The organism is Micromonospora sp. NPDC051196 (assembly GCF_040682415.1).
Classification (GTDB): domain Bacteria; phylum Actinomycetota; class Actinomycetes; order Mycobacteriales; family Micromonosporaceae; genus Micromonospora.
Window position 1 is genome coordinate 670,704 of the sequence record NZ_JBFBAY010000001.1, and the last position, 22,066, is coordinate 692,769.

The following is a 22,066-nucleotide window of genomic DNA, read 5'->3' on the forward strand; positions in this document are numbered from 1 at the left end:
TATTTCCCGCTGGCGTCCGACTACCCGGGCATGACTCCCGGCCCTGAATCGGCGAGCATGGCCAGCATGACTGCCGCCCCTCGCCGCCGATTCGCCCGGCTGACCGCCGCTGCCGGTCTGCTGGTGACCGTCGTCGCCCTGCTGCTCGCTCCGGCGAGCCCGGCCGCGGCGCACGCCGTGCTCTCCAGCAGCAGCCCCGCCGCCTCGTCCGTGGTGCCGAACGCGCCGACCGAGGTGGTGCTCACCTTCAGCGAGCCGGTCCGCAAGGTACCGGACAAGATCCGAGTGATCGCGCCAGACGGATCGCGGGTCGACCGGGGTGAGCCCACCTTCGCCGACAGCGTGGTGAACATCCCCGTCGACATCTCCGCCGGTAACGGCACCTACCTGGTCACCTACCGGGTGATCTCCGCTGACAGCCACCCGGTCTCCGGGGCGTTCACCTACTCCGTCGGCGCGCCGTCCGAACCGCCGGTGGACACCGGTGACGACAGCCGGGCCGACCCGGTGGTCAGCAACGCGATCAAGGTCAGCAAGTTCGTCGGCTACGCCGGGCTGCTGCTGCTGGTCGGCGCGACGCTGGTGCTCGCCCTGCTCTGGCCGCGTCGGCTGCCCCGGACCGGGCCGGCCCGGCTGGCCTGGATCGGTCTCGGACTGATCGCGTTCTCCACCGTCGTGGCGGCCCTGTTGCAGGTGCCCTACACCAACGGTGGCGGCCCGTTCGACATCACCGGCAGCGGCCTGGGGCTGGTGCTGGGCAGCACGTTCGGTGCCGCCCACCTGGTCCGGCTGGGGCTGCTGGCCGCCGTGGCGGTGCTGCTGCGGCCGCTGTTCGCCGGCTCGGTCGGCCGTACCGACCTGGTGATCCTCGGTGTGCTCGGTGGGTCGGCGTTGCTCACCTGGCCGCTGGCCGGGCACCCGGCGGCCTCGCCCGCCCCGGCCGTGTCGGTGCTCGTCGACGCGGTGCACCTGGGCAGCATGGCCGTCTGGCTGGGCGGTCTGGTGATGCTCGTAGTGTTCCTGCTGCCCCGCGCCGACGAGCGGGAGTTGGGGGCCATCCTGCCGATCTGGTCGCGGTGGGCCGCCCTGGCGGTGTCGGCGCTGCTGCTCGCCGGCATCGTCCAGGCGTTGATCGAGGTGGCCACCCCGAGCGCCCTGGTGAGCACCACGTACGGCCGGCTGGTGTTGGCCAAGATCGGGCTGTTCGCGCTGGTGATCGGGGTGGCTGCGTACTCGCGGCAACTGGTGCGCAAGCGGGTCGCGGCCAGCCGGCCGGCACCGGTCCGCCGGGCGGTCTGGGTGGAGTTGGCCGTCACCGCGGTCGTGCTCGCCGTGACGGCGGTGCTGGTGCAGACCCCGCCGGCCCGCACCGCTGGCGCCGATGTCACGGGCGCCGAGAGTGGCTACTTCACCACCACCGTGCAGAGCACGCTCTACTCCATGCAGATCGAGATGTCGCCGGCCCAGCGGGGCAACAACTCGGTGCACTTCTACGCCTACACGCTGGACAACCAGCCGCTGCCGGTCCAGGAGTGGAAGGCCACCGTCGCGCTGCCGTCGGCGGGGATCGAAGCGATCGACGTACCGCTGCTGCCGCTGACCGACAACCACGCCACCGGCGAGATCAACCTGCCGTCGGCGGGTGAGTGGGAGCTGCGGGTGACCGCTCGTACCACCGAGATCGACCAGGCCACGGTGACCGCCACCGTGTCAATCCGATAGAGAGGGTTCCATCGATGATCCGTCACCGGCGTACCGTGGGTGCCGTCGTCGCCCTGACGCTCGGCACCGTCGCCACGGCCGTGTTCGGTTTCGCGGCGCCCGCGTCGGCGCACGTGTCGATCAGCCCGAGCGAGGCGAAACAGGGCGGCTACGGCCGTTTCGCGTTCCGGGTGCCGAACGAGAGTGACGAGGCCTCGACCACCAAGCTGGAGATCTTCCTGCCGGAGAACGCCCCGGTCGGTTCGGTGTCGACCATGCCGGTGCCCGGCTGGACGGTGGCGGTCGAGAAGCGTCGGGTCGATCCGCCGGTGCAGGTGCACGGTGCCGAGATCTCCGAGGTGATCGCCAAGATCACCTGGACGGCCGGTGACGGGGCGGCGATCGCCCCGGGCACCTTCCAGGAGTTCCCGGTCTCCATGGGCCCGCTGCCCGACGTGGATCAGATGGTCTTCAAGGCGTTGCAGACCTACTCCGACGGTGGCGTGGTGCGCTGGATCGACGAGCCGCAGCCGGGTGGTGAGGAGCCGGCCACCCCGGCGCCGGTACTCACCCTCACCGCCGCGACGTCCACGCCGGAGCCGACCGGGGCGCCCACCGAATCGCCCGGCACGGCCAGCGGGGCAAACGAAGGCGGTGACGAGGACGGCACCGGGTTGGCGGTCGGGCTCGGCGTCGCCGGCCTGGTGGCCGGGCTGGCGGGGCTGGTGTTGGGCGGCCTGGCGTTCGCGCGTACTCGACGGGTCGCGGGCGGGCCGGACCAGGGCGGCGAGGCGCCGACGACGCCCTGACCCCGACCCGACGGCACCGAGCAGGTCCGCTGTTCGCCGGGCGCCTACTTCGACGGGCATCGCGAGACCCGCCGGGACAACCCGGCGGGTCTCGCCGTTCCAGCCGCGCTCTGCGGTCGGCGCTGCCCGCAGGTCTTCTACGCGTGCCTGCCGGATATCCACTGATCGGCCGTTTGTCCTGGGTAAGGTCGGCCGGGTAGTTGACTACGGAGAGGGATGGGGCGGATGCGTTTCGTGTGGACGCTGGTCGGAATGCTGCTGCTGGCCGTCGGCGTCACCGCGCTGATCGGCGCCGCCGCGCTCGGCCTGCTGACCGATCGCGCCGACCCGAGCGGTGGGTACGCGGCTCGTTTCGAGACCGTGCAGACCACCGGGCACGCGGTGGTGGTGACCGACCTCGAGGCGCTGGTACGACAGGAGGTGCCGCTCGTCCGCGTCGGCGAGGCCCGGATGCGGCTGGCCGCCCACACCCCCGACGGCCCGGCCTTCATCGGGCTGGCGCCGGCCGATGAGGTACGACACTGGCTGGCCGGCGCACCGTACGCCGTCGTCGAGCGGATAGCGTTGGCCCGGGGCCCGCTGCCGGTCCGGTTGGCACCGGTCACCCCGGCCGACGGCGAGCGGCCGACCGTACCGGCCGGACCCGGAGCGCAGACCTTCTGGACCCGCGCCGGCAGCGGAGTGCTGGAGTGGACCCCCGACGAGTTGGCCGGCCAGCGGCTGAGCCTGGTACTGATGCGCACCGACGGCGGGCCCGACCTGACCCTGGAACTGCGCGCCGAACTGCGGCCCGGCTGGCTCGCTCCGGCCACCTGGGGCTCGCTGACCGCTGGCGTGCTGCTGGTGACCGTCGCCGCGCTACTCCTGCTGCGCCCGGTCCGCCCCCGCGAGGTGGTCTTCGTGGTCGAACCGGACCAGGTGCCGGTACTCGCCGGTCGCCTCGGGATCAGCTCGCTCACCGGCCTGGGTACCCCGTCACCGAACCGGTTCGCCGAGCGGCAACTCGTCGCGGTGGGCAGCGCGCTACCCGCCGCCCGAGCGGCGATAGCCCCCGTACCCCGCCCGAAAACCCTCGCCGACCTCCCCGCCCCCCACCACCCCCTCCGCCCCCCAGCCCCACCCCACTAACCCCACCTTGCCCTGCCTGCCCCTGCCTCGCCCTGCCTCGCCCTGCCTGCCCTGCCCTGCCCCCGCTCCGCCTCGCCCCTGCCCGCCCCTGCCCGGCCTGTGCTCCGGGCTACCGCGCCCGCCCGGGCCCTCGCGTCCGGGCGGGCGCGCGCCCCCGCCTCGCCGATCTTGCACTTTTGGCCGCGACAGATGGTATATAAGCCCGCAAATAGGCGACCGAGAGTGCATGATCGCCGTGGCGTGCCGTGCCGTGGCGTGCCGTGGCGTGCCGTGGCGTGCCGTGGCGTGGCGTGGCGTGGCGTGCGTGGCGTGCCGTGCCGTGGCGTGGCTGGGCGGCGGGGCGCGGGCTGGGTGTGGGCGCGTGGCGGGATGGGGAGCGTCGATCTTGCACTTCTGGTCGCGGCAAAAGCGGCAAAAGCCGTATACGGGCGACCGAAAGTGCAAGATCGACGGGCCGTGCCGGGAGGGCGGGGGCGTGCCGGGAGGCGAGGGGTGGGGGTGGGGTTATTGGGGGATGGGGGTTTTGGGGTGGGTGGTTGGTTCGGGGGATGCGGTGGGCTTGGTGCCGGCTCGGGTTTGGATCGGGAGGACGGCGAGCAGCACCAGGCACAGCAGCACGTACGCGTTGCGTCCGACGAACTCCCAGGGGGTGTCGGTGGGCAACGGGGCGATTCCCCAGTCGTAGAAGGACACCACGCCGTACACGATGATGGCGCAAGTGCCGACGGCGACGGCTCCCAGCCGACGGCGGCGGCGGGCTCCCTCGGTGGTTCGCGGGTCGGTGCTCAGCGTCGCGTTGACCAGGATCACCACCGCCGGGATGAACCAGTAGATGTGGTGGGTCCAGGTGATCGGGCTGATCAACGCCGCCACCAGGCCGGTCAGGGTCAGCCCGGTGAGGGCGTCACCGGCCTGCGAGGCACGGACCGCCCGCCACAACCCGTACCCGACGACCGCCGCGACCAGTGGCAGCCAGATCAGGCGGCTCGGCTCCTCCGGTGCGCTGAGCCGGCTCAACAGTCCGAACAGGGACTGGTTGCCGGTGTAGTCGGTGCGACCGACCCGGTCGGTGGCCCACAGTTCGTGGGCCCAGAAGCGCCAGGAGTCTGCGGGCGCGACCGCGGCGGCGAGCAGGGTGGCCCCGGCGGCGGTCGCGGCCGCCACCGCCGCCGCGCGCCATCGCCGGGTCGCCAGCAGGTAGACCACGAAGATGCCGGGGAACAGTTTGAGCGCCGCCGCCAGCCCGATGCCCACCCCGGCCCACCGGCTGTTGCGGGGTACGGCGAACAGCAGGTCGGCCAGGATCAGCACCACCAGCAGCATGTTGATCTGGCCGAAGGTGATGGTTTCCCGGGTGCTCTCCACCCCGAGCACGAACAGTGCGCCCACCGCGACGGTGAACAGGTACGGCAGTCGGTGTCGGCGGATCACCGGAGCGAGCAGCCACTTCGTGGTGACCACCACGCCCAACACGGTCAGCCCGGTGAAGATCGCCACGGTGGCGCCGAGCTTCAGGTGGGCGAAGGGCAGCAGCAGGAGCGCGGCGAACGGGGGATAGGTGAAGTACAGCTCGCCCTGCACCCGGTCGGGCTGGACGTAGTCGTAGAGCGGGTTGCCGGCGGCCCACCAGTCCATCGCCGACATGTAGATCTTCAGATCGAAGAAGTTGTGCACCCTGCCGGGCAGGTAGAGGGCCGGTAGTGCCGCCGCGATAACCAACACGCCGAGTATCCGGCGGTCCCGGCGGGCACCAGGGTCCGCTACGTCGATGGCGCAGGGTGTGGCGGGATCGGCGGGCACGGGAAAACCCTAGCGGTCGGCGGCCCCGGCGGCGCGCAGCCACGAGGCTTGGGCTGCGCGTAGGCTGTGCCGGTGGCTGATCTTCTCGTCTGGATCGACTGTGAGATGACCGGGCTGGACCTCGGCAGCGACAAGCTGATCGAGGTCGCCGCGTTGGTCACCGATCCTGATCTCAACGTGCTTGGTGACGGTGTGGACGTGGTGATCCACGCGGACGAGGCGGCGCTGGACGCCATGCCGGAGATCGTCCGGACGATGCACGGCAAATCCGGGCTCACCGAGGAGGTACGCCGCTCCACGGTCACCCTGGCCGAGGCCGAGGACATGGTGCTCGACTACGTCAGCCGGCACGTCAAGGATCCCCGTACCGCGCCGCTGTGCGGCAACTCGATCGCCACCGACCGGGGGTTCATCGCCCGGGACATGCCCCGCCTCGACGCTCACCTGCACTACCGCATGATCGACGTTTCCTCGATCAAGGAACTGTGCCGGCGCTGGTATCCCCGGGTGTACTTCGGCCAGCCGCAGAAGGGACTGGCGCACCGGGCCCTGGCCGACATCCGGGAGAGCATCCGGGAGTTGGAGTACTACCGGCGTACCATCTTCGTCCCGCTGCCCGGGCCGGATGTGGACACTGCCAAGGGCATCGCGGCCGGCCTCTGAACCACCCCGCAACCCGCTGGACGCGGTCGACGGTGGTGGGGGTATGATTTCTTCGCACCGCTCGGGGAACGACCGGGCGTGGCGGCATGGTGGCTGTAGCTCAGTTGGCAGAGCACCGGGTTGTGGTCCCGGTTGTCGTGGGTTCAATTCCCATCAGTCACCCAGTCAAGTGGATAAGCTCCACCGAAGCAGGCCCCCTCTAGCAGGGGGCCTGCTTTTTGGCGCTACCGGCCCCTGTCCATGGTCTGACCACTGACCTATCGGCGATGCGGTCGGCCAGCTCCGCTGTTCGTACAACCGACCTCAGGTGTTCGGAGCAAGCGCGCATCCGCCGACCCGGTAACCGTCCTGACCTGCGGGAATGTTGCGAGTTTCGGATAACGAACACGTCACGAGGTCTTACCTGACGCGAGTTTTCCTCGGTAAGTTGCCACAAGGCATGAGGTCGGACCTCATTCCTCGTGCCTCTTAACTGACGAGGTGAGTTGACGAGTGCAGGAACCCGCCCCCCGCTACGCCGGATACCAGTCTTTCGACTACTTGACGCCGCACGTTGACTACAAGGTCTTCGAGCTGGCACCCCAGCTCGGCCGAGTGCCCGAGCACGATCTGGGTCTCAGCAGCGACCAGCACGCCCGGGTCGCCCGGCTGCTGCACGAGCACATGGCCATTTCGCTGCACGAGCACCCGAAGATCCTGCCGGCCGACGTGACGCAGCTGCGCGACTACAACCGCACCGGCCGCAACTCGTTCGGCTTCGAGGGCCTGGCCCGTTCCGGGATGACCGCGGTCTTCGACAACTTCATGAACGGCACCGGCTGCGTGACCAGCGAGCACGCCTGGAAGTGGGACGACGTCATCTACGACATCGGCCTGCGCTTCGCCGACGTCGCCAAGCAGGACCACGTGGTGGTGGCGACCACGCTGGAACAGATCTTCGAGGCCAAGCGCAACGGCCAGATCGCCCTGGTGGCGGGTCTGGAAGCGGCCACGATGATCGAGAACGAGCTGGACCGGATCGACATCCTGTACGGCTTCGGCGTACGCCAGATGGGCATCGCCTACAGCCAGGCGAACATGCTCGGATCCGGCCTCTCCGAGGACCGCGACGGCGGGCTGACCCACTTCGGGCGGCGCGCGGTGGACCGGATGAACAAGCTCGGTATCGCCATCGACATCTCGCACTCCGGCGACCAGACCTCGCTGGATGTGATCGAGGCCAGTCGGGTCCCGGTGTTCATCACCCACGCCGGTGCCCGTTCGGTCTGGAACACCCCTCGGATGAAGCCGGACGAGGTGATCCGGGCCTGCGCCGAGCGGGGTGGCGTGATCGGCATCGAGGCCGCTCCACACACCACCCTCTCGGCGGGCCACCCACACCATTCGATCGAGTCGGTGATGGACCACTTCACGTACTGCGTGGAGCTGGTCGGCATCGACCACGTCGCGTTCGGCCCGGACACCAACTTCGGTGACCACGTCGGACTGCACGACAGCTTTACCCAGCACCTGGCGATCGGTAAGGCCCACGGGGTGGTGGACCACCCGCGGGTTCCGTACGTGAGCGGCATGGAAAACCCGGCGGAGTGCTTCAGCAACATCGTCGGGTGGTTGGTCACGCACGGTTACTCCGACGACGAGATCGCCAAGGTCATCGGCGGCAACATCATCCGGGTTCTTCAGGAGGTTTGGTGAAAATGGCAGTGAAGGGTCGTTGGCGGCTCGCTGTCGCGCTCGGCGTGGTGGCCACGCTGGGTGTCTCTGGCTGTGGCCTGAACGAGGACAACAACTCGTCGACCGGCAACTCGTCGTCGGAGACGGTGCTGCGTATCGGCACCACCACCGACGTCAGCAACTTCAACCCGCTCCAGTCGCTCAGCAAGACCGACTCGTGGATTCTCAACGCGATGTACCCGCACCTGCTGCGGATCGACGAGAACGCGAAGAAGGCCCCGGAGCTGGCCAAGGAGTACCGCTACGAGGACGACGGCAAGACCGCCGTCTTCGAGCTGCGGGACGACTTCAAGTGGTCCGACGGCAAGCCGGTGGTCGCCGACGACGTCAAGTTCAGCGCCGAGAAGATCATGGAGTACAAGCTCGGCAACGTCGCGGCCAAGCTGACCTGGGTCGAGTCGGTCGAGGCGCCGGACCCGACCACGGTCAAGTTCAAGCTCTCCCAGCCGTACGCGCCGTTCGCCGAGGGCGTCGGCTTCTGGATGGCGATCGTGCCGAAGCACATCTTCGAGCCGGCCGGTGACCTCTCCAAGTTCGCCAACGACTCGAACTGGGTCGGTGCCGGGCCGTTCGTCCTGGACAGCGTGACCAAGGGCCAGCGCTACGTGATGAAGCGCAACGAGCACTACCCGCTCGCGCCGGAGGGCAAGGCCGCGGTCAGCCAGGTCGAGTACCGCGTCTACCCGGACGTGAACACGATGATGCTGGCGCTGCGCAACGGTGACATCGACCTGATGGGTACGCCGGTGCCGGTCTCGGCGGCGAAGACCTTCGAGGGCGACGACAAGATCAAGCTGGAGAAGGTCGGCGCGCTCGGCTTCGCGCACCTGACCTACAACATGAAGAACAAGTACCTGGCCGACCAGGAGGTCCGGCAGGCGCTGTCGATGGCGATCGACACCAAGGCGATCATCTCCGCGGTGCTTCAGGGTGACGGCCAGCAGATGGCCGGGCCGATCTCGCCGATCTTCTCGGAGTACGACAACACCGAGCTCCAGCCGTACCCGTTCGACCCCGAGGGGGCGAAGGCCAAGCTGAGCGCGGCGGGTTACCAGGACGCCAACAACGACGGCCTCTTCGACGAGCTGTCCTTCGGCGTGGCCTGCGACCAGTCCAACGCCAACATCACCCGCGTGGTGCAGCTCTTCCGGGAGAGCGCGGCGAAGGCCGGCATCAAGCTGGAGAACGAGTGCGTCGAGCGGAACACCTTCCTCACCCGCACCAAGAACGGTGAGTACGACATCGACGCCTCGCAGTGGGGCGTGTTCGACAACCCGATGGACCAGCTGCGCAGCACCTACCTGTCCAGCAACCCGGGTGGCATCAACTACAACCTGCTCGAGTCGGCCGAGATGGACGCGCTGATCAACGACGCGGCCGGCACCACCGACACCGAAGAGTTCAAGACCAAGATCAAGAACATTGACAAGGTCGTGCACGAGCAGGCGTACCTGACGCCGCTGTACGTGGAGAACTTCCAGTTCGCCTACAACGCCAGCAAGTTCACCGGCTTCGTCCCGTCGCCGTCGGACCTGCTCGGCATGGTCACCGCGTACTCGCTGGCCCAGGTCACTCCGGTCAAGTAACCCCCAACCAGAGGGAAAGGAGGGGTCCCCCGTGGTGCGTTTCGTGCTCAGCCGAGCACTGAAGGCCGTCCTGACCGTGTGGATCGCGATCACCTCGACGTTCTTCCTGCTCCGGCTGCTGCCGGGGGACCCCACGACCCTCATGGTCGAGGGCGACATGACGCCGGAGATGCAGGCGGCACTGCTCAAGACGTACGGCCTGGACCGTCCGTTGTGGGAGCAGTACGTGTCGTACCTGCGCGAGTTGGTCCAGGGCAACCTGGGCATCTCGTTCCGGCAGATCCAGCCGGTCACCGACATCATCCTCGACCGGCTGCCCTGGACGTTGCTGCTGGCCGGCAGCGCGTTCGTACTGACCATCGCCGTCGGTATCCCGATCGGCGTGACCGCCGCGGTCAACCGTGGCAAGTGGCTCGACCGGGCGCTGCAGGGCTTCGGCATCAGCGCCAACGCGCTCTTCGTGCCCAGCGTCGCCATCCTGCTGCTGGTCTTCTTCGGGGCCCAGCTCGGCTGGTTCCCGATCGGTGGGGCGATCGACCCGGACACCCGGGGGATGGGTGCCTACCTGAGCCTGGCCCACCACCTGGTGCTGCCGGTGCTGTCCCTGGTCCTGGTGCAACTCGGCCCGTACGCGCTGACCCTGCGGACCAACATGATCGAGGTCCTCGGTGAGGACTACATCCGTGCCGCCCAGGCCCGTGGCCTGTCGGCCCGGCGGCGGGTCTGGAAGCACGGCCTGCGCAACGCGATCCTGCCGGCGCTGACCCTGATGGGCCTGCAACTGGGCACCCTGGTGGGCGGTGCGGTGCTGACCGAGACGGTCTTCGCCTATCCCGGGGTCGGCCGGCTCATTTACGAGGCGGTCGGGCAGCAGGACTACCCGGTGATCCAGGGGGCCTTCATCATGCTCGCCGTCACCGTCGTGTTCGCCAACGCGCTGACCGACATGCTCTACGCCGTCCTCAACCCCCGGATCCGCCTGTGAGCGCGAGGAGTGCAGCGCAGCGGAGCCCCGCAGTCGCGAACCAAGCCAGTGCCGTGAGCGTCCCCGCCACCGTGAACGAAGGGAGGGTGCCGTGAGTGCCCCTGTGCTGACCGAGCAGGCTCTGCCGTCGGCGCCGACGGCGTCCAAGCGGTCCTCCTGGTACGGCTACCTGCGGCAGCCCACCGTGGCGTTGTCGGTGCTGGTGCTGCTCGTGATGGTGCTGATGGCGGTCTTCGCGCCGCTGATCGCCGACGAGCCCAGCGGCGCCGGCCCGGATGTCCTGCAAGCGCCGTCCGGCGCGCACTGGTTCGGCACCGACGATCTCGGGCAGGACGTCTTCGCCCAGGTGGTCTGGGGCACCCGGACCAGTCTGGTGATCGGTCTGGCCGCCTCGTTGATCGCGATCGTGCTGGGTACGACGATCGGTCTGGCGGCGGCGTACTTCCGTCCGATCGACGCGGTCGCCACGGTGATCACCGATGTGATGCTGGCGCTGCCCACCCTGCCCCTGATGATCATGCTGGCCGCGGTGGTCAGTCCCAGCGTGGTGACCCTGACCCTGATCATCGGGTTCTTTGCCTGGCCCGAGGTGGCTCGGCTGATCCGCTCGCAGGGCCTGGTGATCAGCGCGATGCCCTACATCGACGGGGCCCGGGTGCTCGGCGCCACCGGTTGGCGGATCGTCACCCGCGAGATCCTGCCCGCCGTCGTTTCCCTGATGATCGTCAGTGTGCTGCTCACCGCCTCCCGGGCGGTGATCTCCGAGGCCGGCCTGAGCTTCCTCGGCCTCGGCGACCCGGACGCCTGGTCCTGGGGTCGGATCCTGCTCAACGCCCAGCGCAGCGGCACGATCGCGATCGCCTGGTGGCAGACCCTCTTCCCGTCCCTGGCGATCCTGCTGCTGGTGCTCGCCGCGACCCTTGCCGGGATGCGGTTCAACGACGCCCGTGACCCCCGCCGCAACGGAGGCTGACCAGTGCGACTTCCCGACAGCTTCTACACCAGCGTCCGAGCCCGACTCAGCGAGGCGCTCGACGCGCGCGGCCTGGACGGTTTCCTGGCCACCTCGCCGCCGGACGTCGCCTTCCTCAGCGGCTTCTTCTACATCGCCACCGAACGGCCGGTCTACCTGTGGATGCCGCGCGACGGTGAGCCGCTGCTGGTCATCCCCCGGCTGGACGAGGAGTACGCCGCGCAGCAGGGCGTGACGCTGCCGATGGTCAGCTACTTCGAGTACCCGGGTGTGGTCAGTGCCGAGGAGACCCTGGCCGCGGCGCTGTCCCGGCCCGGCGGGGCGGGACGTCGCATCGGCGTGAGCGCCGGCGTGTCGGTGGCCGCGTACCGGGCCCTGTCCCGGGCCATCGGCGGCGCCGAGCTGGTCACCACCGACGCGGTGGCGCAGCTGCGGCTCTGCAAGTTCCCCGAGGAGATCCCGTTCCACGAGGCGGCCGCCCGGATCTGCGACGAGATGCTCGCCGCCGGGCGCGGGCTGATCGAGGAGGCGCTGGCCTCCGGCGGCCCGCTGCCCCGGGAGGACGAGATCGCCCGGCACGTCATCGGTTACGGCACCGATCAGATGTACGCCCACTACGACCTGGTCGTCTACACCACCAAGCTGGCCGGGGGACTGGTCTACGCCGGCCCGAACTCGGCGCTGCCGCACGGAGTGCCAACCCGCCGACGGGTACGACCGGGCGACACCCTGATCCTCTCCCTCGGCGCGGCGGTGGCCAGCCGTTTCGTGGAGAGCGAACGCACCTTCGTCATCGGTGAGCCCACCGCCGAGCAGGTGCGCTACTACGAGGCCGACCGGCAGGCGCAGGAGGTGGGCACCCAGGCGATGATCGCCGGCCGGACCTGCGCCGAGGTCAACAAGATCTGCCTGGACGTGCTGCGTGATCAGGGGCTGGGCGACTACATCCGGCACCGGCAGGGGCACGGCATCGGGCTGCAGAACCACGAGGCGCCGTGGGTCGAGGACGGCGACCACACCGTGCTCGCCCCCGGGATGCTGCTCTCCAGCGAGCCCGGTGTCTACGTGCCCGGACACGCCGGCTACCGCATCTCCGACACCGTCCTGGTGCAGGAGAACGGCCCGCGCCGGCTCACCGGTTACCCGCGCGACCTGGCATCCAACATCATCGAGGGGGTCCGATGAAAATCAACGGAGCGGAACTGGTCGTCGAGGCGTTCGGCCCCGAGGACGGACCGGCGATGATCGTGCACCACGGCGCGCCGGGTCTGGGTTCGCGCAGCGAACCGAAGCGCTCGTTCGGTCCCTTCGCGGACCGGATGCGGGTCATCGTCTTCGACGCCCGGGGCTCCGGCGAGTCCAGTGACGACGAGCCGTTCACCCACGAGCAGTGGGTGGCCGACGTGGACGCGATCCGGGAGCACTTCGGCTACGAGAAGATCGTCATGGCCGGCGGATCGTACGGCGGGTTCATCGCCCTGGAGTACGCCATCGCCCACCCCGACCGGGTATCCGCGCTGGTGCTGCGGGACACCGCGGCCGACACCGCGCACGACTACCTGGCGGTCGAGCGGGCCCGCAACACCGACCGTTCGGTGATCCCGGAGTGGGTCATCGACCGGATCGGCACCGGCCGGTTCGAGAGCAACGAGCAGCTGCGCGAGTACTGGCGAGCCATCCTGCCGCTCTACGACCACCAGCACGATCCGGCCAAGGACGAGGCGCGGCTGGCCGCCACCCGCTTCCACTACCGGACCCACAACGCCGCCTTCGGGCAGAACATGCCCCGCTACGACCTCAAGCCGAAGCTGCCGTCGATCACCTGCCCGACCCTGGTCACCGTGGGACGCCACGACTGGCGTACGCCGGTGGCCGCCTCGCAGGTCATCGCGGACCTGGTCCCCAACGGTGAGCTGGTGGTCTTCGAGAAGTCCGGCCACTCGCCGCAGCTGGAGGAACCCGAGCTGTTCCAGCAGGTGGTGCGGGACTTCCTGGGCAGAGCCGGGGTGCTGCGATGACCCTGTTGGAGATCGACGACCTGCGGGTCGCGTTTCCCAGCCCCAGCGGGCCGGTCAACGCGGTCAACGGGGTGTCGCTCGAAGTCGACTCCGGACGGACCCTGGCCATCCTCGGCGAGTCCGGCTCCGGCAAGAGCGTCACCGCGCAGGCGGTGATGGGCATCCTCGACTCGCCGCCCGCCACGGTCACCGGTTCGGTCCGGTTGCGTGGCCGGGAGCTGCTCAGCCTGCCCCGCAAACAGCGGGAGCGGATCAGCGGCGAGGAGATCGGCATGGTGTTCCAGGACGCCATGGCCGCACTCAACCCGGTCTTCACCATCGGACACCAGATCACGGAGGTGTTGCGGGTACGCCGGGGCATGTCCCGCTCCGACGCCCGACGCCGGGCGATCGAACTGGTCGACCGGGTACGCATCCCGGCCGCCAAGGACCGGCTCCGCGACTACCCGCACCAGTTCTCCGGCGGCATGCGCCAGCGCATCATGATCGCGCTGGCCATCTCCCTGGAACCGGACCTGCTGATCGCCGACGAACCCACCACCGCCCTGGACGTGACCGTGCAGGCACAGGTGATGGAGTTGCTCGCGGAGATCCAGCGGGACAGCGGCATGGGTCTGCTGCTGATCACCCACGACCTGGGTGTGGTGGCCGAGGTCGCCGACGACGTGGCGGTGATGTACGCCGGGCGGATCGTCGAACGGGGCACGGTCGAGCAGATCTTCGCCGGGCCGGCGCACCCGTACACCGAAGGGCTGCTCGCCTCGATGCCCCGGGTGGACCGGCGCGACGAGCAGCTGTACGCGATCCCGGGCGCCCCACCGAACCCGGCTCGGCTGCCCACCGGTTGCCCTTTCCACCTGCGCTGCCCACGGGCCACCGACGAATGCCTGGTGACCCTGCCGCCGCTGCGGGCGCTGCCGGCCGACCGGGCCAGCGCCTGCCACCACCACGAGGAGGTGCTCGGTGCCACCCAGCGATGACGTGGTGCTACGGGTCGAGAACCTGGTCAAGCACTTCCCCGTCAAGGGACGCATCCCGTTCGTGTCCGGCGGGGTGGTCAAGGCCGTCGACGGTGTCTCCTTCGACCTGCGTCGGGGCGAGACGCTCGGCGTGGTGGGGGAGTCCGGCTGCGGCAAGAGCACCCTCGCGCGGATGCTGGTCGGGCTGGAACAGCCCACCTCCGGCGCGGTGCGTTTCGGCCGCTCGGTGGTGCACCAGGCCAAGGGGCGGGAGCTGCGGGCGCTGCGCCGACGGATCCAGATCGTGCTCCAGGACCCGTACACCTCGCTGAACCCGCGCCGGACGATCCGGGAGATCCTGCTCCAACCCTTCGAGATCCACCCGGACGTGCTGGACCGCCGGCGCCGGGTCGAGCGGATCAAGGAACTGCTCGACCTGGTCGGTCTCGACGCCAGCCTGCACCTGGACCGCTACCCGCACCAGTTCTCCGGCGGGCAACGTCAACGCATCGGCATCGCCCGGGCACTGGCGTTGAACCCCGACGTGATCGTCTGCGACGAGCCGGTCTCCGCACTGGACGTCTCCGTGCAGGCCCAGGTGGTCAACCTGCTGGAACGGCTCCAGGAGGAGCTGGGCGTGGCGTACGTCTTCATCGCCCACGACCTGTCGGTGGTGCGCCACATCTCCGACCGGGTCGCCGTGATGTACCTCGGCAAGCTGGTGGAGACCGGTCCGGAGATCGACCTGTACGAGTCGCCCAAGCACCCGTACACCAGCGCGTTGCTCTCCGCGGTGCCGGTGCCCGACCCGGCCGGCCGTCGGCAGCGACAGCGGATCCTGCTGGCCGGTGACCCGCCCAGCCCGGTCAACCCGCCGTCGGGTTGCCGCTTCCGGACCCGCTGCTGGCAGGCGACCGACACCTGTGCCACCACCGAACCCCCGCTGGCCGCCGGTGAGCATCCGGTCGCCTGTCACTATCCGCTGGCCGCGTGACGGCCGGCTACCGTCCTGACAAGGAGAAGGTCTTGCTGCTAGATCCCGCCCCCCGGTACCAGGGCCACAGGTCGTACTCGTACCTGGAGCCGCACTCGGACTACCGGGTGTTCGAGCTGGCCAAGGAAGTCGGTCGGGTGCCGGAGCACGACCTCGGCCTGACCGACGCCCAGCGTGCGCGGGTGACCCGGCTGCTCACCGAGCACACCGCCATCTCGCTGCACGAGCATCCGGTGATCCTGCCCGAGGACGTCCGCGAGTTGCGCGCCTACAACCGGACGGCGCGCCAGCGCACCGGCTACGAGGGCCTGGCCCGCTCCGGCCTGACCGCCGTCTTCGACAACTTCATGGCTGGTGCCTCCTGTGTGACCAGCGAGAACGGCTGGAAGTGGAACGACCTCATCTATGCCCTCGGGATGCGGATGAGTGACCTCTACAAGCAGGATCACGTATTCCTGGCGACCTCGCTGGCCGACATCCGAGCGGCGAAGCGGGACGGCCGGCTGGCTCTGGTCGCCGGCCTGGAGTGCAGCAGCCCGATCGAGAACGAGCTGGACCGCATCGACATCCTGTACGGCTTCGGTGTCCGCCAGCTCGGCATCGCCTACAGCCAGGCGAACATGCTCGGCGGTGGCCTCTCGGAGAAGCACGACGGCGGGCTGACCCACTTCGGGCGGCGTGCGGTGGACCGGATGAACAAGCTCGGTATCGCCATCGACATCTCGCACTCCGGCGACCAGACCTGTCTGGACGTCATCGAGGCCAGCCGGGTGCCGGTGTTCATCACCCACGCCGGTGCCCGCGCGGTGTGGGACACCTCCCGGATGAAGCCGGACGAGGTGATCCGGGCCTGCGCCGAGCGGGGTGGCGTGATCGGCATCGAGGCCGCCCCGCACACCACCCTCTCCGAGGCGCACAAGCACCACTCGATCGAGTCGGTGATGGACCACTTCACGTACTGCGTCGACCTGGTCGGCATCGACCACGTCACCTTCGGTCCGGACACGATGTTCGGTGACCACGTCGGAGTGCACAACACCTACGCCGGCAACTACGCCCACGACGCCGGCAACCGGCCGGAACACCCGCGGGTGGAGTACGTGTCCGGACTGGAGAACCCGGGCGAGGCGTTCGGCAACATCGTCGGCTGGCTGGTCACGCACGGTTACTCCGACGACGAGATCGCCAAGGTGATCGGCGGCAACACCATCCGGGTGCTCGAACAGGTCTGGTGACCTGTCGGCCGATCGGCCTGGTGTGCACCGACGAACTACACTCCCTAGGCCGTCGACGGCGAAACGATGAGGTGAGGGCGGATGGCTCGGCGCGAAACCGCGCTACAAGCTGCGCACGGCCGGCTCCGGGAGCTGATCGGCAGTGAGTTCCGCTCGGGCGACAAGCTGCCCAACGAGCGGGACCTGGCCGAGCGGTTGGAGGTCAGCCGGGCCACCGTACGCGAGGTGCTCGGCCAACTCGCGGCCGAGGGAGTGGTGACCCGTACCTGGGGGATCGGCACCTTCGTGCACGACGGCGCCGAGCGGGTGCCGGTGTCGATCAGCGACGTCACGGCGCTGCGGGACCGGATCACCGCCTCCGGCCACCGGCCGACCCTTCAGGACGCCGCAGTCAGTCGGGCTACCTGCCCGCCTGACTGCGCGAAAGTCCTCGGGTTGGCGCCGGAGGCGCCGGTGTGGCGGGTCGACCGTCTCTTCGCCGTGGACGGCGTTCCCGCCGCCTGGATCCGTGACCACCTGCCGCTGAGCTTCGACGGCCGGGACCTCGACCCGTCCGGGCTGGTCAGCATCGACCTGGACATGTTCGAGTTCCTGGCCAGCGCCACCGGCATGCCGGTGTGCCGGGCCGAGATCGAACTCGCCGCCGTCCTCGCCGACGAGGAGTCGACCGCCCGGCTCGGCGTGGCGGTCGGCCATCCGCTGATCACCGCCACCCAGATCGGGTACGGCAGCAACGGCGCCGCCCTCTTCCACGGGCACTTCACGGTACGCACCGACGTGCTGACCCTGAAGATCAGCCGAGGTGGGGACCCTCAGCCTGCCCGATGAGCATGTGGGGCTGCTTGCCGGTGAGCATCTGGGGCTGCTTGCCACGCGGCCGACGCCCGGGGATCGGTGGTTGACCGCTCCGGTGCGTCGGCCGCCGGTTTGACAGGGCAGGCTCAGGGGGTGGCGCTGGCCGAGACGTCCGGGTCGGGCTCCTCGGTCGGCACGTCCGCTGCCGGCTCGTCCGCGGTCGGCTCGTACGGCAGGGCGCTGCCCTTGACGTACTGCTCCCAGCTGACGTTCCAGTCCGTCCAGCCGTTGCCGAGCTGAAGCTTGCGCTCGGTGCCCTTGACGACGATCGGGTCACCGACCTTGGTGTTGTTGAACAGCCAGGCGCCGTTGGCCATCGAGACGTTCACACAGCCGTGCGAGACGTTCGTGGTGCCCTGCTGCCCCTCCGACCAGGGCGCGGCGTGGATGAACTCACCACCCCAGGTCAACCGCTGGGCGTAGTCGATCTTCGTGCGGTACCCGTCCTCCGGGCCCAACTCGTCGAACGTGTCGAAGACCGTCTTGCGCAGCTTCTCCATCACTACCATCGTCCCGCTGGACGACGGGGTGCTCTTCTTGCCCAGGCTCACCGGGATCGTCTTGATCGTCTCGCCGTCGCGGGTGACCACCATCCGCTTGGTGCTGTTGTCGACCGTCATGACCAGCTTGGGGCCGATCTTGATGTCGACGGTCAGGTCGGCCCGGCCGTACCAGCCGTCCCCCAGCGGCAGCCCGCCCGCCTGCACCCGGTACGACACCTTGCTCCCGGCCTGCCAGAACTCCTTCGGCCGGTAGCGGACCTCGGTGGGGCTGACCCAGTGCCAGATGCCCTCCTGGGCCGGCGACGAGGTCACCGTCATCCGCCGCTGCAACTCGGCCCGGTACTGCTCCGGAATGGCCCGACCGAACTTCACGATCAGCGGCATGGCCACCCCGACGGTCTGGTCGTCGCCGAGGAAACTGGTGATCCGTACCTGCTTGCTCGGCTGCTTCATCACGGTGAATGCGCTGGTGGCCGTCACCGGAAGGTCGTCGTCGCCGGTTGCGGTGACGGTGACGGTGTACGACTCGCCGTACGACAACGCCTTCGACGGCAGCCAACTCTTACCGTCCTGGGCGAGGGTGCCCTTGACCTTCTTCCCGGCGGAGTCGGTCAGCTCGACCGAGGTCTGCTCCGCCTGCTGGGCGGCGAAGGTGATGGCCGTGGCGGCCGGCACGTTATTCGCGTCGGCGGCCGGCTCGCTGATGGTCACCGATGCCTTGGCAGCCGGCTGATCGGCACCGCCCTGCCAGCCCGGCGCATCGTCGCTGCCCTTACCGCCCGTGCAGGCGGAGGTCAGTGCCAACGCCACGGCGAGCATTCCCGCGGCGAGCACCCCCCGCCGCCGGTTGCGCTGGTCCCGAACTCGCATGGTGTCCTCACAGTTGTGGTCCGCTGCCCATCCACATCACTGACGCATCAGTTCACGTACCCGTTGCCGATGGTGAACCGAAACACGTGAAGCGGGATGTCCGGATAGTGACATATCCAGCCTCGGTCACAGAGCCGACCCAGCACCACCGTCCGGAACCGGCAACGCACTGCCCTTGACGAACTCCGCCCAGCTCAGATCCCACGCGGTCCACCCGTTGCCGGCCGCCAACTCACGCTCGGTGCCGGTGATGGTGATCGGGTCGCCGATCTTCGTACGCTCGAACAGCCACCGGGCGTTCGCCATGGAGACGTTCACGCAGCCGTGAGAGACATTCTGCCGCCCCTGCACATGCTCCGACCAGGGCGCGGCGTGGATGTACTCGCCACCCCAGGTGAGCCGCTGGGCGAACTGGATGTCGGTGACGTAGCGGTTCTCCGGGTCCGGGTCGTCCATCGTGTCGAAGACCGTCGCCTCCTTCTTCTCCATCACCACGAGGGTGCCACTGGAGGAGGGAGTCTTCTTCTTGCCGAGGCTCACCGGCAGCGTCTTGATCAGCTCACCGTTCTCGTACACCCGCATCTGCTTGTCGGAGTTCGTCACCTTCATCTCGAAGGCGGAGCCGATCTTGGCGGTGGCGGTGCGGTCGACGTTGCCGTACCGGCCGTTGCTCAGCGGGATCCCGGCCAGCGCGATGCGTACGGAGATCTTCGTGCCCGGCTTCCAGAACTCCGGCGCCCGGTAGTACGCCTGGGTGCCGTTGCCCACCCAGTGCCAGGCGCCCGGCTGCGGCGGATCCGTCTGCACGAACATCCGCTTCTGCACCTTCGCCCGATCCTTCTTCGCGATGCCCGGGTGGAACTCCGCCACCACCGGCATCGCCACCCCGTACGTCCGGTCGTCGAACAGGTACAACCCGGAATTGATCACCGAGCTGGGCTTGGCCATCGTGGTGAACGTGCTGGTGCCCTCGCTGACCGCGCCGTCCGGCTGGCTGGCGGTGACCGTGGCGGTATAGCTGGTGGACCACTTCAACGGCGCCGACGGCACCCACGAGGAGCCGTCCGTACGCAGCTTGCCCTTGACCTTCTTGCCGTTCTCGGTGGTCAACGTCACCTGCGTGACCTTGCCGCCGTCCGGCAACTTCGCCCCGATCTCCACACTGACCGGGCGGTCCTTCGCGCCGTCGGCCGGGCTAACCGCCAACGGCGGCCCACTGGACACCTCCGGGGTGCCCGGCGTCGCCGAACCGGTCGCTGTCGGCTGACTACCCTCCACGAACTGGGCACCACTGGAATCGCCACTGCAACCCGACAACGCCAGCGACGCCACCAGGCCCAGAGCACCCAGCAACGCCCCGGCCCGCGCGAACCTGCCCATCCCCACCCCTGTCTCACGCACCTGGCGGACATCGTGCCGTACCTGAGCCATCCGGCATCAGCCCGTCCCAAAGCTTGTGCACCTTTGGTACCGAATGTCCGCAGAAGCTCGGCCGAAGGGACGACCCGGGGATCGGATTGGAACCCGGTTCGCGGGCCATGCTAGTGTTCTCCCCGTTGCCAACGAGCGCCGCTAGCTCAACTGGCAGAGCAGCGGACTCTTAATCCGCGGGTTCGGGGTTCGAGTCCCTGGCGGCGCACCACCGAGCAAGGCCCTGACCTGGCAGATCTCTGCCGGTCGGGGCCTTATTCGCGTTCGCCGGTGGTGGGTGATTGCTCGCTGGGTGCTCGGGAGCCGTTGGACGCGGTGGATGAGTCCTAACCCGGGGCGTCTTGCGACTACCGCTTCCGGCGCGGCGCCCCGCGCTCCCGTACAAGGAAGAAGCCCACGCGCCGGTCTCGCGCGTTCTGATGGATCGTCCGGCGTTGTGCTTCGAAGCGAGCGACCCGTGCCTGGATTGCCAGGTTCGCGCTATCCAGGCAGTGAATACATCCGCCGTACTCACGCAGCATTGCCTTCACCGCAGGCTGCGTGGAGATCCGTTCGTCTTGGGTGAGCAGCGACCAGCCACGTCGTAGCCCATACTCGATCCACTCGGGGTCGCTGACCGCTTGGGCATCGTCGGGGAAATGATCACTGATGACGTGGATAATCCAGCCCAGATCAATCAGCAACGCTGGAGCTTGCTTGCCGAGGCAACGGTCAGCGAAAAACTCAAGCGGCGACTCGGATGAGCGCTTCGACCTGCTCAACGCTCAGTCCGTACTCGCTGGCAACGACATCGGGGCTTTCTCCGCCTCTCCACATGCCGAGGATCGTGTCAACGGTGACCTTGGCAGGCTCAACGATGGGAGCACCCCAAGCGAACCGTGGGTCAATGACAACCTGGGCGACGGCCGGGTCGTAGCGCCGCAGGGTCAACCGCTTGGCGAACCCGTCGTCGTCCCATGCGATGTACTGCAGGTAGTTCTCGACGATCTGCCGGATCGGCATCTGCCCGTCCGATGCGCGGGCAAGCTCGTCGCTGTCGAGATAGTGCACGAACACGTCGATGCCGTCGGTGGCAATCTTGCGCGTCGCCAGCCCATATTCGGTGCCGAACTGGATCCTGACGGTCGCCGCCGCATCAGCGATCTTCCGGGAGGACAGGCCGAGATCCCGCAGAGCGCGGAGCACGTAGGCCTCGACCAGCGCGATGAACGGCACCGACGGCCAGCCCCGTCGCTCCGGCTTGACGCTGTGTACGAGCGGCGAACCAGCGGCGTCCTGGTGCAGCCAGCGGCGCATCGTGCGCTCGGGGATCTGGAGGTGCGTAGCGGCTTCGTACGGGGTCAGCAGTGGAACCGTGAACTTGTCAATCATGGCTCACTCCTTGTCCTGGCTGACGGCCCGAGCATCGCACATCTACGACGACTGTATGGACCTCCGCTTGGCTGGACACGCCTGTCTACATCTGCTCAAGGTGTATCGGCCTGACGCCGCGCCGGAACACCTCCTCCGTCTGGGTATCGATCCGTCCCGAGCGGTACCGTCGGTCGACGCAGTAAGTTCGACGATTGGCCCACGTGGGACAACTGGGCTCGTTCGACAGCCGGCCAGGCTGGGACAACTCCTGGCCCGGTGCCGTCCTCGACGACTTGCGGCTGCGCGACAGCCGGGCCACTGGAGTCCTGCCAGCTCAACGGTGCACCTGCAGGGCAACTCCCTTCAGGATCTGAGGACCAGCCTCGGCAATCTGCACGGGTCATCCTTGGCGAAGATCATTACCCGACCTCACCCGGCTGGCCCGTCGAGGAATTCAGCCTCACCATCC

18 protein-coding genes, 2 tRNA genes and 1 pseudogene are annotated in these 22,066 nt (G+C 68.7%); 16 read left to right on the forward strand and 5 right to left on the reverse strand.

Annotated elements, in window-relative coordinates:
• Positions 1–66: 66 nt before the first annotated feature.
• The 3 genes and pseudogenes from AB0M35_RS03075 to AB0M35_RS03085 all read left to right on the forward strand — a co-directional run.
• Positions 67–1,722 carry a copper resistance protein CopC gene (locus AB0M35_RS03075; protein ID WP_363740787.1) on the forward strand — a complete coding sequence of 552 codons (1,656 nt, stop codon included), beginning with the start codon at positions 67–69 and terminating at the stop codon, positions 1,720–1,722.
• A gap of 14 nt (positions 1,723–1,736) precedes the next feature.
• Positions 1,737–2,510, forward strand: a complete 774-nt coding sequence (locus AB0M35_RS03080) for a YcnI family protein (RefSeq protein WP_363740789.1) — start codon at positions 1,737–1,739, stop codon at positions 2,508–2,510.
• Positions 2,511–3,260: 750 nt separating this feature from the next.
• A pseudogene (locus AB0M35_RS03085) lies at positions 3,261–3,536 on the forward strand (hypothetical protein); the annotation flags it as partial.
• Positions 3,537–4,142: 606 nt separating this feature from the next.
• Here the strand turns inward: AB0M35_RS03085 and AB0M35_RS03090 are convergent.
• Positions 4,143–5,438 carry a glycosyltransferase 87 family protein gene (locus AB0M35_RS03090; protein WP_363740792.1) on the reverse strand — a complete coding sequence of 432 codons (1,296 nt, stop codon included), beginning with the start codon at positions 5,436–5,438 and terminating at the stop codon, positions 4,143–4,145.
• Positions 5,439–5,504: 66 nt separating this feature from the next.
• Here AB0M35_RS03090 and orn point away from each other — a divergent pair, with 66 nt between their 5' ends.
• From orn to AB0M35_RS03150, 12 genes are all read left to right on the forward strand, one after another.
• On the forward strand, positions 5,505–6,101 hold the full coding sequence (gene orn, locus AB0M35_RS03095; RefSeq protein ID WP_363740795.1) for an oligoribonuclease: 597 nt from the start codon (positions 5,505–5,507) through the stop codon (positions 6,099–6,101).
• A gap of 89 nt (positions 6,102–6,190) precedes the next feature.
• Positions 6,191–6,263, forward strand: a tRNA-His gene (locus tag AB0M35_RS03100).
• 330 nt (positions 6,264–6,593) lie between these two features.
• Complete coding sequence (locus AB0M35_RS03105; protein ID WP_363740798.1) at positions 6,594–7,796, forward strand: membrane dipeptidase; 1,203 nt, start codon at positions 6,594–6,596, stop codon at positions 7,794–7,796.
• Between the two features lie 2 nt (positions 7,797–7,798).
• Positions 7,799–9,421, forward strand: a complete 1,623-nt coding sequence (locus AB0M35_RS03110; RefSeq protein ID WP_363741875.1) for an ABC transporter substrate-binding protein — start codon at positions 7,799–7,801, stop codon at positions 9,419–9,421.
• Positions 9,422–9,452: 31 nt separating this feature from the next.
• Positions 9,453–10,406 (forward strand): ABC transporter permease, encoded by a 954-nt coding sequence (locus AB0M35_RS03115; protein WP_363740801.1) that lies wholly within the window; start codon positions 9,453–9,455, stop codon positions 10,404–10,406.
• A gap of 91 nt (positions 10,407–10,497) precedes the next feature.
• A complete protein-coding gene (locus tag AB0M35_RS03120; RefSeq protein ID WP_363740803.1) occupies positions 10,498–11,379 on the forward strand; it encodes an ABC transporter permease in 882 nt (293 codons plus the stop codon).
• 3 nt (positions 11,380–11,382) lie between these two features.
• Positions 11,383–12,564, forward strand: a complete 1,182-nt coding sequence (locus tag AB0M35_RS03125) for a Xaa-Pro peptidase family protein (protein ID WP_363740805.1) — start codon at positions 11,383–11,385, stop codon at positions 12,562–12,564.
• Entirely contained in the window at positions 12,561–13,397 is an 837-nt protein-coding gene (locus tag AB0M35_RS03130) for an alpha/beta hydrolase (RefSeq protein ID WP_363740807.1), read from the forward strand. Before AB0M35_RS03125 ends, AB0M35_RS03130 begins: the two co-directional genes overlap by 4 nt.
• Positions 13,394–14,377 (forward strand): ABC transporter ATP-binding protein, encoded by a 984-nt coding sequence (locus AB0M35_RS03135; protein ID WP_363740809.1) that lies wholly within the window; start codon positions 13,394–13,396, stop codon positions 14,375–14,377. The genes AB0M35_RS03130 and AB0M35_RS03135 overlap by 4 nt, the downstream gene beginning before the upstream one ends.
• Positions 14,361–15,350 (forward strand): dipeptide ABC transporter ATP-binding protein, encoded by a 990-nt coding sequence (locus tag AB0M35_RS03140; RefSeq protein WP_363740812.1) that lies wholly within the window; start codon positions 14,361–14,363, stop codon positions 15,348–15,350. The genes AB0M35_RS03135 and AB0M35_RS03140 overlap by 17 nt, the downstream gene beginning before the upstream one ends.
• Positions 15,351–15,382: 32 nt before the next feature.
• Positions 15,383–16,585, forward strand: coding sequence for a membrane dipeptidase (locus tag AB0M35_RS03145; protein WP_363740814.1), 1,203 nt, complete (start codon positions 15,383–15,385; stop codon positions 16,583–16,585).
• Positions 16,586–16,666: 81 nt separating this feature from the next.
• Positions 16,667–17,413 carry a GntR family transcriptional regulator gene (locus AB0M35_RS03150; RefSeq protein ID WP_363740816.1) on the forward strand — a complete coding sequence of 249 codons (747 nt, stop codon included), beginning with the start codon at positions 16,667–16,669 and terminating at the stop codon, positions 17,411–17,413.
• Positions 17,414–17,526: 113 nt separating this feature from the next.
• Here AB0M35_RS03150 and AB0M35_RS03155 read toward each other — a convergent pair whose 3' ends face one another.
• Positions 17,527–18,813, reverse strand: coding sequence for an Ig-like domain-containing protein (locus AB0M35_RS03155; RefSeq protein ID WP_363740818.1), 1,287 nt, complete (start codon positions 18,811–18,813; stop codon positions 17,527–17,529).
• A 126-nt stretch (positions 18,814–18,939) separates the two neighbouring features.
• Positions 18,940–20,193 carry an Ig-like domain-containing protein gene (locus tag AB0M35_RS03160; RefSeq protein WP_363740820.1) on the reverse strand — a complete coding sequence of 418 codons (1,254 nt, stop codon included), beginning with the start codon at positions 20,191–20,193 and terminating at the stop codon, positions 18,940–18,942.
• A 186-nt stretch (positions 20,194–20,379) separates the two neighbouring features.
• On the opposite strand from AB0M35_RS03160, the gene AB0M35_RS03165 reads away from it, so the two are divergent.
• Positions 20,380–20,455: transfer RNA gene (locus tag AB0M35_RS03165), tRNA-Lys, on the forward strand.
• Between the two features lie 136 nt (positions 20,456–20,591).
• Here the strand turns inward: AB0M35_RS03165 and AB0M35_RS03170 are convergent.
• Both AB0M35_RS03170 and AB0M35_RS03175 read right to left on the reverse strand, forming a co-directional pair.
• Positions 20,592–21,005 (reverse strand): hypothetical protein, encoded by a 414-nt coding sequence (locus tag AB0M35_RS03170; protein ID WP_363740822.1) that lies wholly within the window; start codon positions 21,003–21,005, stop codon positions 20,592–20,594.
• Positions 20,968–21,615, reverse strand: coding sequence for a DUF433 domain-containing protein (locus tag AB0M35_RS03175; protein ID WP_363740825.1), 648 nt, complete (start codon positions 21,613–21,615; stop codon positions 20,968–20,970). Before AB0M35_RS03175 ends, AB0M35_RS03170 begins: the two co-directional genes overlap by 38 nt.
• Positions 21,616–22,066: the final 451 nt, after the last annotated feature.

Bases quoted from the DNA above. Each gene is read 5' to 3' on its own strand.
- AB0M35_RS03155 (WP_363740818.1), bottom strand. From the start codon at position 18,813: ATGCGAGTTCGGGACCAGCGCAACCGGCGGCGGGGGGTGCTCGCCGCG.
- AB0M35_RS03150 (WP_363740816.1), top strand. From the start codon at position 16,667: ATGGCTCGGCGCGAAACCGCGCTACAAGCTGCGCACGGCCGGCTCCGG.
- AB0M35_RS03175 (WP_363740825.1), bottom strand. From the start codon at position 21,615: ATGATTGACAAGTTCACGGTTCCACTGCTGACCCCGTACGAAGCCGCT.
- AB0M35_RS03160 (WP_363740820.1), bottom strand. From the start codon at position 20,193: ATGGGCAGGTTCGCGCGGGCCGGGGCGTTGCTGGGTGCTCTGGGCCTG.
- AB0M35_RS03130 (WP_363740807.1), top strand. From the start codon at position 12,561: ATGAAAATCAACGGAGCGGAACTGGTCGTCGAGGCGTTCGGCCCCGAG.
- AB0M35_RS03075 (WP_363740787.1), top strand. From the start codon at position 67: ATGACTGCCGCCCCTCGCCGCCGATTCGCCCGGCTGACCGCCGCTGCC.
- AB0M35_RS03110 (WP_363741875.1), top strand. From the start codon at position 7,799: ATGGCAGTGAAGGGTCGTTGGCGGCTCGCTGTCGCGCTCGGCGTGGTG.
- AB0M35_RS03135 (WP_363740809.1), top strand. From the start codon at position 13,394: ATGACCCTGTTGGAGATCGACGACCTGCGGGTCGCGTTTCCCAGCCCC.
- AB0M35_RS03080 (WP_363740789.1), top strand. From the start codon at position 1,737: ATGATCCGTCACCGGCGTACCGTGGGTGCCGTCGTCGCCCTGACGCTC.